The 15908-nt window shown below is 66.1% G+C and carries 13 protein-coding genes; 6 read left to right on the top strand and 7 right to left on the bottom strand.

Annotation, left to right across the window (positions count from 1 at the left end; translation table 11 throughout):
- Positions 1 to 195: 195 nt before the first annotated feature.
- The 6 genes from GO615_RS25135 to GO615_RS29030 all read right to left on the bottom strand — a co-directional run bounded on the left by GO615_RS25135 (position 196) and on the right by GO615_RS29030 (position 7163).
- Entirely contained in the window at positions 196 to 783 is a 588-nt protein-coding gene (locus GO615_RS25135; protein WP_169132602.1) for a chalcone isomerase family protein, read from the bottom strand.
- Between the two features lie 113 nt (positions 784 to 896).
- Entirely contained in the window at positions 897 to 2174 is a 1278-nt protein-coding gene (locus tag GO615_RS25140; protein WP_169132603.1) for a glutamate-5-semialdehyde dehydrogenase, read from the bottom strand.
- Between the two features lie 86 nt (positions 2175 to 2260).
- On the bottom strand, positions 2261 to 3268 hold the full coding sequence (gene holA / locus GO615_RS25145; RefSeq protein WP_169132604.1) for a DNA polymerase III subunit delta: 1008 nt from the start codon (positions 3266 to 3268) through the stop codon (positions 2261 to 2263).
- Complete coding sequence (locus GO615_RS25150; protein WP_169132605.1) at positions 3265 to 3771, bottom strand: LPS-assembly lipoprotein LptE; 507 nt, start codon at positions 3769 to 3771, stop codon at positions 3265 to 3267. Before GO615_RS25150 ends, holA begins: the two co-directional genes overlap by 4 nt.
- A 12-nt stretch (positions 3772 to 3783) precedes the next feature.
- Positions 3784 to 6405 carry a leucine--tRNA ligase gene (gene leuS / locus GO615_RS25155; RefSeq protein WP_169132606.1) on the bottom strand — a complete coding sequence of 874 codons (2622 nt, stop codon included), beginning with the start codon at positions 6403 to 6405 and terminating at the stop codon, positions 3784 to 3786.
- 200 nt (positions 6406 to 6605) lie between these two features.
- Positions 6606 to 7163, bottom strand: coding sequence for a hypothetical protein (locus tag GO615_RS29030; RefSeq protein ID WP_246262452.1), 558 nt, complete (start codon positions 7161 to 7163; stop codon positions 6606 to 6608).
- Between the two features lie 117 nt (positions 7164 to 7280).
- Between GO615_RS29030 and GO615_RS25165 the strand changes: the two genes are divergently transcribed.
- Positions 7281 to 9500 (top strand): UvrD-helicase domain-containing protein, encoded by a 2220-nt coding sequence (locus GO615_RS25165; protein WP_169132607.1) that lies wholly within the window; start codon positions 7281 to 7283, stop codon positions 9498 to 9500.
- Between the two features lie 40 nt (positions 9501 to 9540).
- Here the strand turns inward: GO615_RS25165 and GO615_RS25170 are convergent, their stop codons facing one another.
- Positions 9541 to 10320 (bottom strand): ParA family protein, encoded by a 780-nt coding sequence (locus GO615_RS25170; protein ID WP_169132608.1) that lies wholly within the window; start codon positions 10318 to 10320, stop codon positions 9541 to 9543.
- A gap of 384 nt (positions 10321 to 10704) precedes the next feature.
- Here GO615_RS25170 and GO615_RS25175 point away from each other — a divergent pair, with 384 nt between their 5' ends.
- The 5 genes from GO615_RS25175 to GO615_RS25195 all read left to right on the top strand — a co-directional run.
- Positions 10705 to 13008 (top strand): NADP-dependent malic enzyme, encoded by a 2304-nt coding sequence (locus GO615_RS25175; protein WP_169132609.1) that lies wholly within the window; start codon positions 10705 to 10707, stop codon positions 13006 to 13008.
- A gap of 81 nt (positions 13009 to 13089) precedes the next feature.
- Positions 13090 to 13290 (top strand): DUF2905 domain-containing protein, encoded by a 201-nt coding sequence (locus tag GO615_RS25180; protein WP_169132610.1) that lies wholly within the window; start codon positions 13090 to 13092, stop codon positions 13288 to 13290.
- A gap of 46 nt (positions 13291 to 13336) precedes the next feature.
- Entirely contained in the window at positions 13337 to 14311 is a 975-nt protein-coding gene (locus GO615_RS25185) for a quinone oxidoreductase family protein (RefSeq protein WP_169132611.1), read from the top strand.
- Positions 14312 to 14325: 14 nt separating this feature from the next.
- Positions 14326 to 14715 (top strand): hypothetical protein, encoded by a 390-nt coding sequence (locus GO615_RS25190; protein ID WP_211167354.1) that lies wholly within the window; start codon positions 14326 to 14328, stop codon positions 14713 to 14715.
- A gap of 84 nt (positions 14716 to 14799) precedes the next feature.
- A partial coding sequence (locus GO615_RS25195) for a PHP domain-containing protein (protein WP_169132612.1) occupies positions 14800 to 15908 on the top strand: 1109 nt, incomplete at its 3' end.

A 15908-nucleotide genomic window follows, 5' to 3' on the forward strand; every position in this document is an offset into this window, starting at 1 on the left:
GGCGGGAGGGTGTTTCCGGCGGCAGGAACACAAGTTCCCGGATGCAGCATGAGTCCGCATGCACCCCCAGACCACCGAAGGGCAGCGTCAGGATCGCAGAGAATCCGGTCTGCGCGGGCGAGTTGCGTCTGGAATTCATCGTATGCCTAATGCCGGGGTACTTGCGTGTGAACGTATAGGCTGCGGCTGACGGGGCTACGGCGCCTTGCCCAAGAGGTTCTGTTTGAGTTCGGCGTCGGCAGGCGCCTCTCCGATCCAGATACGCAACAGCGCGGGGAAAAAGCGTTCGTCCGGGATGTCTTCGCCGCGTCGTTTTCCGCCTACGGTGAGGCGCGTGGCGCCGTTCCACGATTCGAGCAGGACTTCGGTATTCGTGGGGGCATCCTTGATCTCCAGCATGGCCTTGCGGAACGCCGCGATCGCGGGGGCGAGGGCTGCGAGCGCCTCGGCGGAGTGGTTCTTCCTCAGCCCGTCGACGAGGGCGTCGACAAACTGCTCGACGCTCAGATCGCGCAGGGTGACGATGCGGATACGCTTGCTGCCGGACTGGTTCTGCACGGCCCCCGCATCACTGGCGCGTTGCGGCACATACAGGCCCATCGCATAGACCTTGAACAGCAGGCGGGTGCGTACCCCCGTTCCGTTCAGAACCAGTGTCTGCCCGCCGACGGTGGCGGTATCGTCGAAAGGCACACCGGCAACGTTTGTCGCTGCGGCGGCGAGGGAAGCATGTGCCGTCATTGCAGTGAATGCGAGGGCGGCAAGGAGCGGGCGGTGGTTCATGAAAGCGTCTCCTCGGTCATCGGGGGGATTTTCCCCTTCTGCACGAAAACGCCCGTGCGGGGACGGGCGTTCCGGGGCATGCGGGCCGGGCGGTGGCTTGTTCGGGGCCGATGTCAGCGGCGCGTTTCCCCGTTGCCGAACACGATCCACTTCTGGCTCGTGAGGCCTTCGAGGCCGACCGGGCCGCGTGCGTGGATCTTGTCGGTGGAGATGCCGATCTCGGCGCCGAGGCCGTACTCGAAGCCGTCCGCAAAGCGTGTCGAGGCGTTGACCATGACCGATGCGGAATCCACTTCGCGCAGGAAGCGCATCGCGCGCGTGTAGTTCTCGGTGATGATGGCCTCGGTGTGCCCGGAGCTGTACGTATTGATGTGCGCGATCGCCTCATCGATGCCGGACACGAGCTTGATCGCGATGATCGGTGCGAGATATTCCTCGCTCCAGTCCTGCTCGGTCGCGGCGACGAGGCGGGCGCCGGGAATGGCAGCCTCGCGCAGGATGGCGAGCGACTCGTTGCAGCCGCGCATCTCGACGTCCTTCGTGGCGAGCATGCGGGCGATTTCGGGCAGGAAGCGGGCCGCCACGGCGCGGTCGACGAGCAGCGATTCGGCCGTGTTGCAGGTGCCGTAGCGTTGCGTCTTGGCGTTTTCGACGATGGGCACGACCTTGGCCGGGTCGGCCTCGGTTTCGACATAGACGTGGCAGTTGCCGTCGAGGTGCTTGATCACCGGCACGCGCGCTTCGCGCGAGATCCGTTCGATGAGCCCCTTGCCGCCGCGCGGAACGATGACGTCGACGAACTCGGGCATCGTGATGAGTTGGCCGACGGCGGCGCGATCCGTGGTGTCCACGACCTGGACCGCAGTTTCGGGCAGGCCGGCGGCCGCAAGGCCGGAACGCACGCAGGCGGCGATCGCCTGGTTGCAGTGCAGGGCCTCCTTGCCGCCACGCAGGATCGCCGCGTTGCCGGACTTGAGGCACAGGGCGGCCGCATCGGCGGTGACGTTGGGGCGCGCTTCGTAGATGATGCCGATGACGCCGAGCGGAACGCGCATCTTGCCGACCTGGATGCCGGACGGGCGGCGCTTGACGTCGGTGATCTCGCCGACGGGGTCGGGCAGCGCTGCGACCTGTTCGAGGCCCTGGGCCATCGCCTCGATGCCCTTCGCGTTGAGCGTGAGGCGGTCGATCATCGCGGGCTCGAGCCCGGCGGCCTGTGCTTCTTCGAGGTCGCGTGCGTTGGCGGCGAGCAACTCCTCGCGGCGGTCGCGAATCGAGGCGGCCATCGCGCACAGCGCCGCGTTCTTCGCGGCGGTCGATGCGCTGGCGAGCTGGCGCGAGGCGGCGCGGGCCTGGCGGCCCAGCGTCTGCATGTATTCCTGAATATCCATCGAAATTCCGGTGTTGCCGTGCAAAAGAACATTAAAGCACCGAACGGTGCCGTGCGGCCAGTGTCGGAACGCGCTCGGCCGACGTGCTAGCGGCGGACGAGCCGGAGCGCGAGCTGGAGGAATTCGTCCCACACGTCGCCGGGGGCGAGGCCCTTGATGACGCGGTCGATGCGTGCGGCGTGCAGCAGCGCGGCGCGCAGCGTCGCCGGCTTCAGGCGTGGCAGGGCGCGCTGGATCGCCTGGCGGCGGCGTTCGTCGAAGACGCGCTCGGCCTTGAGCAGGGCCGGCAATTGCTGGCCGGATGCGACGCCGGAACTGAGGTTGGCGAGCGTGCGGATTTCGTTCGCGAGCGCCCAAAGGACGAGCGGCGGGGCCGTTCCCTCGCCCTGCAGGCCTTCGAGCAGGCGCGTGCAGCGCACGGGGTCGCCTTCGAGGAGGGAATGGCGCAGTTTGTCGATGTCGTAGCGCGCGACGTTGAGCACCGCATCCTGCACGTCTTCCTGCGTCAGGCGTCCTTCACCGTGCAGCAGGCCCAGCTTGAGGATTTCCTGATGTGCCGCGAGGAGGTTGCCTTCGACGTGATCGGCGATGAAGGCGAGCGCTTCGGCGGGCGCGGACTGGTTCTGGCGCGCGAGGCGGCCCGCGATCCATTCCGGCAGGCGCTCGCGTTCGGGGGCGTTCAGTTCCACTGCGATGCCGGCCTCGCTCACGGCCGTAAACCACGAGGCCTTGCGTGCGGCCCAGTCGAGTTCGGGCAGGGTGATCAGCGTGACGATACCGTCGCCCGGGTTGCGCGCATGTCGTTGCAAGGCCTCGCCGCCTTCGCGGCCGGGCTTGCCGGTGGGAATGCGCAGATCGATCAGTTTCGAGCCGCCGAACAGCGACAAATTGCCCGCAGCGGCGCTCAGGCTGTCCCAGCGGAAGCCCTGCCCGACGACCAGCGTCTCCCTTTCCTCGAACCCCTGGCGGCGTGCGGCCGCGCGGATCAGGTCGGCCGCTTCGAGCACAAGCAGCGGTTCGTTGCCGTGCAGCAGGTAAAGCGGGGCGAGCGGCTTTTCGAGGAGGGGGGGCAGCTGGTCCGGACGCAGGATCACGGCTTGACGGCAGCGAGTCGGCGCATGAGCTGGTCTACGAGGTCGCCCTGCATGTCGCGGTAGAGCAGGGCTTCCTCCTGCTCTTTCGCGAGCACCTGCGAGTCGTCGTAGGTGTATTCGCGCTTGGCCGAAATCGTCGTGGGGCGGATGCGTTCGTTGCCCGCGCGGTCGATCAACCGGAAGGTGAGGACGTGGCGCAGTTCGTACTCGCGCACCTTGCCGGCGCCCGTCAGTGTGAGGATCTCCCGCTCGGGCTGACTGCGCAGGATTTCGAGTTTTGCTTCGGCCTTGGACGGGTCGTCGACGATCTCGGTCGTGCCGCTGGTGCGGATGCGTCGGCGCAGTGCGGCGCCGAATTCGCTCTGGGCGCTGACGCCGACGTGGATGCTCGAGAACGCGAGCGGACGTGGTCCGCGCAACTGGAACCCGCAGCCGGCCAGCGGCGCCACGGCGAGCGCGCCGAGGGCCAGCAGCAGGCTGCGGCGGGAGCGGGAAGGTGTCATCCGCTGGAGTCCTCAGACCACGATGTTGACGAGACGGCCCGGCACGACCACGACCTTGCGCGGCGGCTTGCCTTCCATGAACTTCTGCGCCGCCTCGGAGGCGAGTGCGATCGCCTCGATCTGCGAAGCGCTGGCGTCCGCCGCCACCTTGATGTTGCCGCGCAGCTTGCCATTCACCTGCAGCACGAGGTCGAGCTCATCCTGCTTGAGTGCAGCTTCGGACGGCTCGGGCCAAGGCGCATTCAGGACATCGCCGGCGAAACCGCAGTCCTGCCACAGCGCGTGCGCGATGTGCGGCGTGATCGGGGCGAGCAGGCGCAGCAGGATGGACAGGCCTTCCTCGGTGACCTCGGCGTGGGCGGCGGCGTCGTCGCGCGGCGCCTTCTCGAGGGCGTTGAGGGTCTTCATCGCCGCCGAGACGACGGTGTTGAACTGGTGCTTGCCGAAGTCGTAGTTCGCCTGCTTGAGGCAGGTGTGGATCTCGCGGCGCACCGCGGCCAGCGCCTCGGGCAACTGGGCTGCCGCGAGCGTGCGCGCGGCGGGGAGTTGCGCGCGGATTTCGTTGGCGAAGCCGTGGCCGAAGGCCCACACGCGCCGCAGGAAGCGATAGGCGCCTTCGACGCCCGAATCCGACCATTCGAGCTGCTGGTCCGGCGGCGCGGCGAAGATGATGAACAGGCGCGCGGTGTCGGCGCCGTACTGGTCGACCAGGGCCTGGGGGTCGACGCCGTTGTTCTTCGACTTCGACATCTTTTCGGTGCCGCCGATGACGACCGGCTGGCCGTCGGTAGCGAGCTTCGCCGCGGTGATGCGGCCCTTGTCGTCACGCTCGATCTGCACGTCGGCGGGGTTGATCCACTGCTTCTTGCCGCCTTCGGCGTCGCGGTAGTAGGTCTCGGCGACGACCATGCCCTGGGTGAGCAGGTTCGTGAACGGCTCGGAGACGTTCACCAGGCCTTCGTCGCGCATCGCGCGGGTGAAGAAGCGCGAATACAGCAGGTGCAGGATCGCGTGCTCGATGCCGCCAATGTACTGGTCGACCGGCGCCCAGTAGTTCACGCGCCCGTCGACCATCGCCTTGTCGTTGTCCGGCGCGGCATAGCGCAGGAAATACCACGAGGACTCGACGAAGGTGTCCATCGTGTCGGTCTCGCGGCGCGCGGGCTTGCCGCATTTCGGGCAGCTGCACTGGTAGAACTCGGGCATCTTCGCGAGCGGCGAGCCGCGGCCGGTGATCTCGACGTTCTCGGGCAGCACGACCGGCAGCTGCTCGTCCGGCACCGGCACGTCGCCGCAGTCGTCGCAGTGGATCATGGGGATCGGGCAGCCCCAGTAGCGCTGGCGCGAGATGCCCCAGTCGCGCAGGCGATACTGCGTACGCTTGGCGCCGAGGCCCTTTTCGGCCAGATCGGCGGAGATCGCGTCGACGGCATCCTGGAAGTGCAGGCCGTCGTACTTGCCGGAATTCACCAGACGGCCGTGCTCGGAGTAGGCGTCCTGCCACGGCGCGACGGTGTCGGCATAGGCGTCGCGCGTCGAGCCGACGACCATACGGATCGGCAGGTGGTATTTCGTCGCGAACGCGAAATCGCGCTCGTCGTGCGCCGGGACGGCCATCACCGCGCCCTCGCCGTAGCCCATCAGGACGTAGTTCGCGACCCACACGTCCATGAATTCGCCGGTGATCGGATGGACGACGCGCAGGCCGGTCGGCATGCCCTTCTTTTCCATCGTCGCGATGTCGGCCTCGGCGACGCCACCGTGGCGGCATTCGTCGATGAAGGCGGCGAGTGCCGGGTTGTTGGTTGCGGCCTGCAGCGCGAGTGGGTGCTCGGCGGCGACGGCGACGTAGGTCGCGCCCATCAGGGTGTCCGCGCGCGTGGTGAACACCTTCAGCACGCCGGACTTGCCGATCGTCGACAGGTCGTAGGGGAAATGCACTTCCACGCCTTCCGAGCGGCCGATCCAGTTCTTCTGCATCAGCTTGACCTGCTCGGGCCAGCCGGGCAGGGCGTCGAGGGCGTCGAGAAGCTCATCCGCGTAGGCAGTGATCTTCATGTAGTACATGGGGATTTCGCGCTTCTCGACGACGGCGCCGCTGCGCCAGCCCTTGCCGTCGATGACCTGCTCGTTGGCGAGCACGGTCTCGTCGACCGGGTCCCAGTTCACCGTGCCGAGCCTCTTGTAGATCAGGCCCTTCTGGTACAGGCGCGTGAACAGCCACTGCTCCCAGCGGTAGTAATCGGGTTTGCAGGTGGCGAGCTCGCGCGACCAGTCGATGGCGAAACCGAGTCGCTTCAGCTGCGTCTTCATGTAGTCGATGTTCGCGTAGGTCCACTTCGCCGGCGGCACGTTGTTCTGGATCGCGGCGTTTTCGGCCGGCATGCCGAAGGCGTCCCAGCCCATTGGTTGCAGGACGTTGTAGCCGCGCATGCGGTGGTAGCGCGCGAGCACGTCGCCGATCGTGTAATTGCGCACGTGGCCCATGTGCAGCTTCCCCGACGGGTAGGGGAACATGCTCAGGCAGTAGTACTTGGGCTTGCTCGCGTCCTCGGTGACGCGGAAGGCCTGGGCGGATTCCCAGTGCTGCTGGGCGGCGGATTCGACCGTGGCGGGGGTGTATTTGTCCTGCATGTGCGGGCGGGAGTCGAGACGTGGAAAACACGCGAGTATACCGCGAAGCCGTTGAGCCTCGTGCGGCGTCTCTGCCTGCGACGTCCGGGCGGGTCGGGTGCGGACAAAAAAAAGCATCCGGAGGGAGCCGGATGCTTAATCTCCTTTGAGGGAGAGGGAGGAAGACGATGTCGCGGCGCGAGCCGCGGATATTCGTGCGGTCAGGCGGCCTTGCGCGGCGTGCCGGCCTGGCGCTGCCAGTTGGCGGAGAAGACGGAGACCATGTCTTCCATCGCCGTCAGCGGCAGGCGCCACAGGCGGTTCTGGGAGCGCACGATCGGGGTCACGCGCGGCGCGCAGAAGGTGGCGCGCTCGCTTTCGAGGAGGCGCTGGAAGGCGTTCATCGCCTCGCCCCAGTATTCCGAATTGCCCACCCACCCGGTTGCCGCGGTCGCCTCGCGCACGGCCTGGTGCCACAGCACCGTGGCGCGCTCGATGGTTACGCCGGCCTTGCGGGCATACCAGGGCAGTAGTTTCGGGGTCTTCATGGCTTGGTTCTCCTGATGGCCATCGTCGGCCAGTTCTTGCGTCGCGCGGATCGGCCTCTTGAGCCGGCCGTGGAGGGCGCGGTTAATGCGCTGCAGCATCAAAAATTGGTTGCAATTTTCTTCGCTTCGGTAGCAGGTTTCCTTGATTTTTCTCAACGGATTGCTGCTACGCACAACTAAAAAAATACGCCATTCGATATACGTTTTCAACTTGATGTTGCGTTGCCGCAACGGTTTCCGTCTTCAACTGCATGGGCTGCGGACCGGATCCTGAGGATGGGGGCGATGATCCGGGAGGAAACAAGTCGCCGCTCCCGGTTAGAATCGCGGCCTGACCAGGAAGCCCGCATGTCCGATCTGCTCGCCAATCTCAATCCCGAACAACTCCAGGCCGTCACCCTCCCGCCGCAGCACTCGCTGATCCTCGCCGGTGCCGGCTCGGGCAAGACCCGTGTCCTCACGACCCGCATCGCATGGCTGGTGCAGACGGGGCAGGTCGATCCGCAAGGGGTCCTTGCGGTGACTTTCACCAACAAGGCGGCGAAGGAGCTGCTGGCGCGCCTGTCGGCGATGCTGCCGTTGTCCTTCGGGCATTCCGCACGCGGAATGTGGATCGGCACCTTCCACGGGCTGTGCAACCGCCTGCTGCGCGCCCACCACCGTGACGCGGGGCTGCCGCAGCTGTTCCAGATCCTCGATTCGGGCGACCAGCTCGCCGCGATCAAGCGCCTGCTGAAGGCGCTCAACGTTGATGACGAGAAATTTCCGCCGCGCGAACTGCAACATTTCATCAATGCCCAGAAGGAAGCCGGTCTGCGCCCGCACGCGGTCGAAGCCTGGGACGACTACACGCGACGCCGGGTGGAGCTTTTCGCGGAGTATGAGGCGCAGTGTCAGCGCGAGTCTGTTGTGGATTTTGCGGAGTTGCTGCTGCGTACCTACGAGCTGCTGGAGCGCAACGAGCCGATACGCCGGCACTATCAGCGCCGCTTCCGCCACATCCTGGTCGATGAGTTCCAAGACACGAACCGCCTGCAGTACCGCTGGCTGAAGCTGCTCGCCGATGACGGGCGCGAAGGCGGTGCCTGCCTGTTCTGCGTGGGCGACGACGACCAGTCGATCTACCGCTTCCGCGGTGCGGAGGTCGGCAACATGCGCGACTTCGAGCGCGAGTTCCGTGTCGCCAACGTGATCCGGCTGGAGCAGAACTACCGCTCGCACGGCAATATCCTCGACGCGGCGAACGCGATCATCCGCCATAACACCGCCCGGCTGGGCAAGAACCTGTGGACCGAGCGTGGCGCCGGCGAACCGATCCGCGTGTTCGAGGCTTATGCGGACATGGACGAGGCGCGCTGGATCGTGGAGGAGATCCAGTCGCTGGTGCGCGACGGCATGAGCCGCTCGGACATCGCGCTGCTGTATCGCTCCAATGCTCAGTCGCGTGTGCTCGAGCATCAGCTGTTTTCCGCGGGCATCGCCTATCGGGTGTATGGCGGCCTGCGCTTCTTCGAGCGTCAGGAGATCAAGCACGCGCTGGCCTATCTGCGCCTGATCGCCAACCCGGACGACGACACGGCCTTCAGCCGCGTCGTGAATTTTCCGACGCGGGGCATCGGTGCGCGATCGCTCGAAGCGCTGCAGGATGCGGCGCGCACCTGGAATGCGAGCCTGTACTCGACGGTGCCGCACCTGTCGGGAAAGCCGGGGACGGTGCTCGCGCAATTCGTGCGCCTCGTGGAGGATCTGCGCCGCGACACGGCCCGTCTGCCGCTCCCCGAGCTGGTGGATCACGTGCTGGATGCGAGTGGGCTGCGTGATTTCTATCGCAGCGAAAAGGAAGGGCAGGAGCGGCTCGAGAACCTCGACGAACTCATCAACGCCGCAGCGAACTTCCTTGGCGAGTCAGGCGCGGATGCCGAGGCGTTGGCGCAGCCGCATGCGCTGCTGGCCGATTTCCTCGCCCACGCGTCGCTGGAGGCGGGCGATCATCAGGCCGATGCCGGCAGCGACGCCGTGCAGCTGATGACCGTGCACTCGTCGAAGGGGCTGGAGTTCGACGTGGTCTTCCTCTCCGGACTCGAGGAGGGGCTGTTTCCGCACGAGAACAGTGCGGTCGAGAACGAGGGCCTGGAAGAAGAGCGACGCCTGATGTACGTCGCGGTGACGCGGGCACGCGAGCGGCTGTACCTGAGCTTTGCGCAGAGCCGCATGCTGCACGGTCAGACGCGCTACAACCTGCGCTCGCGCTTCCTCGAGGAAATCCCGGAAGGGCTGGTGAAATGGCTTTCGCCGCCCAGCCCGCGCGGCATGGGTGCGCGCAGCGGTGCGGGGATGCGTGTCGAGCCGGCGCGTGGCGGCCTTGCGCCCCGGGTGGCACAGGCTCCAGCGCGGAGCCAGGATCTGGGCGGCCTGCGCGTCGGCCAGCTCGTGACCCATGCGAAGTTCGGCCAGGGCGTGATCGTGGCGGCCGAGGGCAGCGGCGCCGATGCGCGCGTGCAGATCAATTTCGGCTCGGCCGGCGTCAAGTGGCTGATGCTGGCAGTGGCCAAACTCAGCCCTGCATGATGTGCGGCGCCGCGCAGCGGGGCGCCTGACCGCGCGGGGTTCAGGTTCCGTAGGTGCGTGCGAGGCGGTCGTGCAGCGCGACGTATTCCTGCGCGAGCTTGTGTTTCGGGTCGAGATGGATCATCGGGCGCGACTGTTCATGCGATTCCTTGATCTTCACCGATGCCGAGAGGTAGGGCGCCAGCACGGGCAGGCCCTCGTCGATGAGCTCCTGCACGACCTTCTGCGGCAGTCCGGCGCGCGCCTGGAACTGGTTCACGACGATGCCTTCGACCGACAGGTCGCGGTTGTGATCGGCGCGGATCTCCTGCACGTTCTCCATCAGCGCATATAGCGCGCGGCGCGAGAACTCGTCGCAGTCGAAGGGGATGAGGCAGCTGTCCGCGGCAATCAGCGCCGAGCGGGTGTAGAAATTCAGGGCGGGCGGGGTGTCGATGTAGATGACGTCGTAGTCGCCGGCGAGCTCCGCGAGCGCGTCGCGCAGCTTGTAGATCTTGTAGCGCGATTCGAGCTTGCCCTGCAGGTCCTCGAGGCCCGGATGCGACGGCATGACGTCGAGATTGGGGAAGGGGCTCGCGACGATGAACTCCTCGATCTTCTTCGGGTTGAGCTTGAAATTGAGCGTCTGGTCGAAGAAGTCGGCGAGCGTGGTTTCCAGGTTTTCCCCGGAAATGCCCAACAGGTACTGGGTCGAGTTCCCCTGCGGATCGAGGTCCACCACCAGTGTGCGCTTGCCCTGGTGGGCGCTGATCGCCGCCAGGTTGCAGGTGATGGTGGACTTGCCGACTCCGCCCTTCTGATTGAATACCACGCGTCGCATCTTGGATTCCCTTGTCGAGTCGGGTGAGATTGTGCCAAAAAATGTCGATCGGGATGCGGTTTCCGGGAAGTGCGGTGGCCGTTCCGGCGTCGTTCGGTGCTTTCGGGTTTACCCCTACATGGCCACTGCCCAAGCCCGAGTAGCTGCGCTACACTTGCGCCTCGCCGAGCGTGGTGCCGGTGCGGCGCCCTCGCGCCCCGCCGGCGTGCGAGCTCAGCTGTCCGATGCGTGCGATCGCTCCCGGTCCCGGGAGTCCCCGACGGAATAGGCCGGACAGCTGCGGATGATCGCAATTGGCGAGACGCCCGAGCGGGCGTAGGTTTTCGCCGCGCTGGAAAAACACTACAGCAACAACACATCTCACCGACCCGGAGAGGGAGAACAATGGATCAGGATTTCATCGCCGCGGCACTCGAATATCATCGTGCGCCGACGCGCGGCAAGATTTCGGTCGTCCCGACCAAGAGCCTCACCAACCAGCGCGATCTGGCGCTGGCCTACTCGCCCGGCGTCGCCGCGGCGTGCGACGCGATCGTCGAGGATCCGGCGAACGCGCGCGAATACACCTCGCGCGGCAACCTCGTCGCGGTGGTGACCAACGGCACCGCGGTGCTCGGTCTGGGCAACATCGGCCCGCTGGCATCCAAGCCGGTCATGGAGGGCAAGGGCTGCCTGTTCAAGAAATTCGCCGGCATCGACGTGTTCGACATCGAACTGGCCGAGAACGACCCGGACAAGCTGATCGACATCATCGCCTCGCTCGAGCCGACGCTCGGCGGCATCAACCTCGAAGACATCAAGGCGCCCGAGTGCTTCTACATCGAGAAGAAGCTGCGCGAGCGCATGAAGATCCCGGTCTTCCACGACGACCAGCACGGCACGGCGATCATCTCCGCGGCCGGCCTGATCAACGGCCTGAAGGTGATCGGCAAGGACATCGCCAAGGTCAAGCTGGTGTGTTCCGGCGCCGGCGCCGCGGCGATCGCCTGCCTGGACCTGATGGTGGGCCTCGGCCTGAAGCGCGAAAACGTGTACGTCTGCGACTCCAAGGGCGTGATCTGGGTCGGCCGCGAAGAGAACATGGAGGCCAACAAGGCCCGCTATGCGCAGAAGACCGACGCGCGCACGCTCGCCGACGTGATGGTGGGCGCGGACGTGTTCCTCGGCCTGTCGACCGCGGGCGTGCTGAAGCCCGAGATGGTCGCCTCGATGGCCGACAAGCCGCTGATCTTCGCGCTCGCGAATCCGAACCCGGAGATCCTGCCTGAGGACGCCAAGAAGGCGCGCCCCGACTGCATCATCGCGACCGGGCGTTCGGATTACCCGAACCAGGTCAACAACGTGCTGTGCTTCCCGTTCATCTTCCGCGGCGCGCTTGACGTCGGCGCGACGACGATCAACGAGGAGATGAAGCTTGCCTGCGTGCGCGCGATTGCCGAGCTGGCGCAGGCCGAGCAGAGCGACATCGTCGCCTCCGCCTACGGCGGCGCCGATCTGCGCTTCGGCCCCGAGTACATCATTCCGAAGCCCTTCGATCCGCGCCTGATCGTCAAGATCGCACCGGCGGTGGCGAAAGCGGCAATGGACTCCGGCGTGGCAACCAAGCCGATCGAAGATCTCGCCGCCTATACCGCGAGCCTGTCGGACTTTGTGTACCAGTCCGGCATCGTCATGAAGCCGGTCTTTGCCGCAGCCAAGCGCGTGCCGGCCGAGTTCAAGCGTGTGCTGTACGCCGAGGGCGAGGATGAGCGCGTCCTGCACGCCGCGCGCGTCGTCATCGAGGAGAACATCGCGCGTCCGATCCTCATCGGCCGTCCGAGCGTCATCGAGATGCGCATCCAGAAGATCGGCCTGAACCTCGTGCCGGGCCGCGACTTCGACATCATCAATCCGGAATCGGACCCGCGCTACAAGGAGCTGTGGCAGGAGTACCATCGCATGATGTGCCGCGACGGCGTCACGCCGGAGCTGGCGAAGGCCAAGATGCGCCGCGACACGACGCTCATCGGCTGCATGGTGCTGCGCCGTGGCGATGCGGATGCCCTCGTGTGCGGCACCTTCGGCTCGTACGATTACCACTTCAAGCAGGTCGAGGACGTGATCGGCCTGAGGCCCGGCGCCAAGCTCTTCGCCTCGATGAGCCTGCTGCTGCTGCCCAAGCGCACGCTGGCGATCACCGACCCGTACGTGAACGAGAATCCGAACGCCGAGGAAGTCGCCGAGATCGCCCGCATGGCGGCCGATGAGCTGCGTCGCTTCGGCATCGAGCCTCGTGTCGCGCTGGTGTCGCATTCCAACTTCGGCAGCGCGCGTACGGCCTCGGCGCGCAAGATGCGCGAGGCTGCAGGGATCCTGCGTGAGATCGCTCCCGGCCTCGAGTGCGACGGCGAGATGCACGGCGACTCGGCGCTGTCGCCGGAAATCCGCGCCAAGGCCAACGCCGAGTCGACGCTGGTCGGCGAGGCCAACCTGGTCGTGATGCCCAACATCGACGCCGCGAACATCTCATTCAACATGATGAAGATGGCCAACAGCGACGGCGTTTCGATCGGCCCGATGCTGCTGGGTGCGCGCCTGCCGGTGCATATTCTGACGCCGTCGGCAACGGTGCGCCGTCTGGTGAACATTACCGCGGTGTCGGTGGTCGACGCCTACGAGCAGCGCATGCAGTCGGGCGCTGCGGTGTAAGGGAGTCGGACGGCGCGACCGGGATCCGGGTCAGGATCCCGGTCGCGCGGGTTTTTTTTCGGGGAGGCCGGGGAAACGATCATGCAAAGGCTGCTGATCATCCTCGGCCTTCTTGTTCTCGTCGCGGGACTTTTCTGGCCTTGGCTGGCGCGGATTCCGTTCGGCCGTCTGCCGGGCGACATCCACATTCAACGCGACGGCTTCGACTTTTTCTTTCCGGTCACGACGGGGTTGCTCGTCTCCCTCGTCCTGAGTCTGCTTATCTGGCTGTTCCGGCGTTAACAGGGTTTACAATCCACCTAACATTTCCGGAATAAGGGACTTTGACATGACTCACGCGATTCGCTTCAACAAGACCGGTGGTCCCGAGGTGCTCCAGTGGGAAACTGTCGACGTCGGTGCACCTGCCGCAGGCGAGGTGGCGGTTCGCCATCATGCGGTTGGTCTCAACTACATCGACACGTACCATCGCAGCGGACTGTATCCGGTGCCGCTTCCTTCCGGCCTGGGCCTCGAGGGGGCGGGCGTGGTCGTGGCGGTAGGCGAGGGCGTCTCGGACCTGGTGCCCGGCGACCGGGTCGCCTATGCCGGCGGGCCGCTCGGGGCGTATTCCGAGGTGCGCAACCTGCCTGCGCATCGGGTCGTGAAGCTGCCGGCATCGTTGTCCTTCGAGCAGGGGGCCGCGATGATGCTGCAGGGGCTCACGGCGCAGTACCTGCTGCGCCGCACCTACCGTGTGCAGCCGGGCGATACGGTGCTGATCCACGCGGCCGCGGGCGGTGTCGGCCTAATCGCGTGCCAGTGGGCGAAGGCGCTGGGCGCGACCGTGATCGGAACGGTCGGATCCGACGCCAAGGCCGAGCTTGCACGGGCGCACGGGTGCGAGCACCCGATCGTGTATACCCGTGAGAATTTCACCGAGCGTGTCCGCGAGATCACCGGCGGCGCAGGCGTGCCGGTCGTGTACGACTCGATCGGCAAGGACACTTTCATGGATTCGCTGCGCTGTCTGCGCCCCATGGGCATGATGGTGCTGTTCGGTGCGGCGTCCGGGCCGGTACCGCCGTTCGATCTTGGTCTTCTGAACACGCTGGGGTCGCTCTTCGTCACGCGTCCGAGCATCGCGGCCTACACCGCGAAACGCGAGGATCTCCTTGCGATGGCGAACGAACTCTTTGACGTGGTCGGATCCGGCAAGGTGCGGGTCGAGATCAATCAGCGTTACGCGCTGAAGGATGCCGCGCAGGCGCATCGCGATCTCGAGGCGCGCCGCACCACCGGCTCGACCATCCTGTTGCCCTGAGCAGCGGTCGAGCCATGAAGCGGAAAACCGGTTCGTTGCGCCGCGCTTGCTTCGCGATAGCGGTCCTGCTGGCGCTGCCGCTCGCGCCCTCGGTGCTAGCGCAGCAGGGGCCGCCGTCGGCGATGGATCCCGCGCGCACTGCATCGCTGTCGGCCGCAAGTCGCCGCATCGAGGACCACTTCGTTGCCGAGGTCGCGCGCATCACGGGTACGACCCCCGCCCGCGTGCGCCGTGCGATGCCCGACGAGCGGCGCATCACGTCCGCTGCGTCGCGATTGATTTCGGCGCTCGAGCTTGACCTGGGCGCGCCGCTCACGCCCGAGCAACGGGCCGAAATCCTCGAGGCCGACCAGGCACGCAAGCTCTCGCTGATGAAGGCCCGCGAGGCCGCCGGCGCGCGCTGACGCCTCGCGGCTGCCTCGGGCGACGACGGCAGCTGCTGCCGAATTGGGGCGCGGCGCAGGTAGGCGATCGGGTAAAATTCGCCGATGACTGCATCTCACGAACCCCGCTTCATCCACCTGCGCCTGCATACCGAGTACTCGATCTCCGACGGCATCGTGCAGATCGACCAGGCGATTGCCCGTGCGGCCGCCGACGGCATGCCGGCGCTGGGCATCTCCGACCTTGCCAACCTGTTTGGCATGGTCAAGTTCTACAAGGGCGCACGCGGCAAGGGCATGAAGCCCATCATCGGCGTCGACGCGTGGATCACCAACGACACCGATCGCGACAAGCCCTTCCGCGCCCTGCTCATCTGCAAGAACCGCAAGGGCTATGGCCAGATGTGCGAGCTGCTGACGCGCGCCTTTCTCGACAACAAGTACCGCGGACGCGCCGAGATTCGTCGCGACTGGTTCGCCGACGGCGCCGCGTCCGACCTGCTGTGCCTGTCCGGTGCGCGCGAAGGGGAAGTGGGGCAAGCACTGGCGAACGGCAACGTCGAACTCGCTGATCGGGTGGCCTCCGAATGGGCTGCATTGTTTCCCGGCGGCTACTACATCGAGTTGCAGCGCGCAGGCCATGCGGGAGCGGAGGGTTACGTACGCCAGGCGGTGCAGCTGGCCGGCAGGCTGGGACTGCCGGTGGTGGCGACCCACCCGGTGCAGTTCCTCAAGCGCGAGGACTTCAAGGCCCACGAGGCGCGCGTGTGTATCGCGCAGGGCTACGTGCTGGCCGACAAGCGTCGCCCGCGGGACTACACCGAGGAGCAGTACCTCAAGAGCCAGGACGAGATGTGCGAACTCTTCGCCGACATCCCGGAGGCGCTCGAGAATTCGGTCGAGATCGCGCGCCGCTGTTCGCTGACGGTGCAACTGGGCAAGAACTTCCTGCCGCAGTTTCCCACGCCCGAAGGAATGACCCTCGACGACTTCCTCGTCGCCGAGGCGAAGGCCGGCCTGGAGGTGCGCCTGAAGGAACTCTATCCGGACGATGCCGAACGCGAGCGCCAGCGTCCTACCTACGAGGCGCGGCTCAAGTTCGAGACCGACACCATCATCCAGATGGGCTTCCCTGGCTACTTCCTGATCGTTGCGGACTTCATCAACTGGGGCAAGCAGAACGGCGTCCCCGTGGGTCCGGGGCGGGGTTCGGG

Source organism: Aromatoleum evansii (genome assembly GCF_012910805.1).
In the GTDB taxonomy this organism is placed as follows: Bacteria; Pseudomonadota; Gammaproteobacteria; order Burkholderiales; family Rhodocyclaceae; genus Aromatoleum; species Aromatoleum evansii.